We start from the raw sequence: 1,837 nt of genomic DNA on the forward strand, positions 1-1,837 counted from the left end.
CTTCCCGCCGCCTGCCCTCGCTGAATGCGTTGCGCGCCTTCGAGGCGGCGGGCCGACATGGCAGTTTTTCGGCCGCGGGACGGGAGCTGAATGTCACCCATGCGGCGATCAGCCATCAGATCAGGGCGCTGGAGGAAGAGCTTGGGGCGCCGCTTTTCCATCGCACGGGCCGTCAGGTGGAGCTGACGGAGCGCGGGCAAAAGCTGCTTTCCGTACTGTCGCTCGCCTTTGAGCAGATGCAGGAAGGCTGGGCGCAGGCGGCAGCAAAAGACAACACCACTCTGACGGTGACGGTCGAACCTTCCTTTGCCGCGCGCTGGCTCGTGCTCAGGCTCGGCAAGTTCAACCGGGCCTATCCCGAAATCGAGCTTCGCCTGCTGCCTTCCTCGGAGCTTGTCGATTTCACGCGGGAAGATGTCGATATCGGCGTGCGCTACGGGCTTGGCGGCTGGCCGGATGTCGTGTCGGAAAAGCTGTTCGAGGCGACCGTCTATCCCGTCTGCTCGCCCCTGCTGATCGACCCCAAAAGGCCGATCCGCAAGCCCGAAGACCTCAAATCCTACCCGCTCCTCCATGAGGAGACGATGCAGCATTGGGTGAACTGGCTCGAGCAGGCGGGGGTGAAAAACCCGCACTGGGCAGAGCGGGGGCCGCTTTTCATCGAGGCTTCGCTGGCGCTTCAGGCCGCGGCAGGCGGGCTCGGCGTCGCGCTCGCCAATGACACGCTCGCCATGGCCGACCTCGCCGAAGGCCGCCTCGTCCGGCTGTTCGACATCGAAATGCCCGATGAAGAAGGCTATTGGCTTGTCTATCGCGAGGGCGGCCTGAAAAAACCCCGCATCGCCGCCTTCCGCCGCTGGATCCGCGAGGAAGCAGGGCTCGGGCCACCGGAAGCGCCGAATCCACCGGAACCGCTAGCGTCAGCGAAGAAGGCGGTGGGGTGATCTTAGCTTACAGTCTCTAAGACGTAACATCCGCGTAACGAGCGCTAGGAATTCACCCGCGCTTGCCTCAATTCCCCCACCAGTGCCTCCGCATCCGTGACCGGTAGGGAGCAGGTTTCTCCGGCGCAGACATAGGCTGTCGGTTTGCCGTCGATGGCTGTCTTGCCGTGGGCGGGGTGCCCGGCGGGGAGGGTGGCGGTGTCTTCCACGCGCAGCAGCACGCGGGCGGGGCAGGAGACCGAGAAGGCGGCGCGGGCGAGCGGCGCGGTTTCTTCCCTTGAGCCGATCAGCACGATCTGGACCGGACGGAGCCTTGTGTCGAGGCTGGCGAGATAGCTGCCCAGCGGAAAGATGTTCTGTTGCAGCTCGCCCGCAAAGGCGCGGATGAGGGCATCGGCCTTTGCGAGATAGTCATCCTTGCCACTCATCAGGCCGAGCCGGGTGAAGATGCCGGGCAGCGTGCCGTTGGCAGCGGGCGTGGCATCATCCGAAACCGTCCGTCTACGGACGATCAATGCAGGCGCATCGGAGGCGGTGAAGAAATAGCCGCCATTCGCTGCATCCGCATACCAGGCATCAAGCTCCGTCCCGAGGCTTTCGGCAGCGGTAACATAGGCCGCCTCGCCGGTTGCTTCGGCAAGCGCGAGCGCGGCATCGGCCATATTGGCGAGGTCATCCGCCATGGCGAGATGCTGCACGCGGCCCTCGCGCCAGGCGTGATGCAGGCGGGGTGCGCCATTGATTTCAGGCCGCATCACCTCCATCACGAAGCGGAAGGCGGTGGCCGCCATGTCGATCCATTCAGGCTCGTCGAAAGCCACGCCTGCGCGGGCGAGCGCCGCGATCATCAACCCGTTCCAGTCCGCCAATATCTTGTCGTCAAAGCCCGGCCT

Annotated in this window: 1 protein-coding gene and 1 pseudogene; one reads left to right on the forward strand and one right to left on the reverse strand. The window is 64.7% G+C overall.

The features are described 5' to 3' along the window. On the forward strand, nucleotides 1–944 hold a 944-nt coding region (locus WBF74_RS11490), incomplete at its 5' end, for a transcriptional regulator GcvA (RefSeq protein WP_424439809.1). Between the two features lie 44 nt (nucleotides 945–988). Here the strand turns inward: WBF74_RS11490 and WBF74_RS11495 are convergent. Continuing rightward, nucleotides 989–1,837 (reverse strand): annotated as a pseudogene (locus WBF74_RS11495) (thioredoxin domain-containing protein); the annotation flags it as partial.

The sequence above is a fragment of the Parvibaculum sp. genome (assembly GCF_049672805.1).
GTDB lineage: Bacteria > Pseudomonadota > Alphaproteobacteria > Parvibaculales > Parvibaculaceae > Parvibaculum.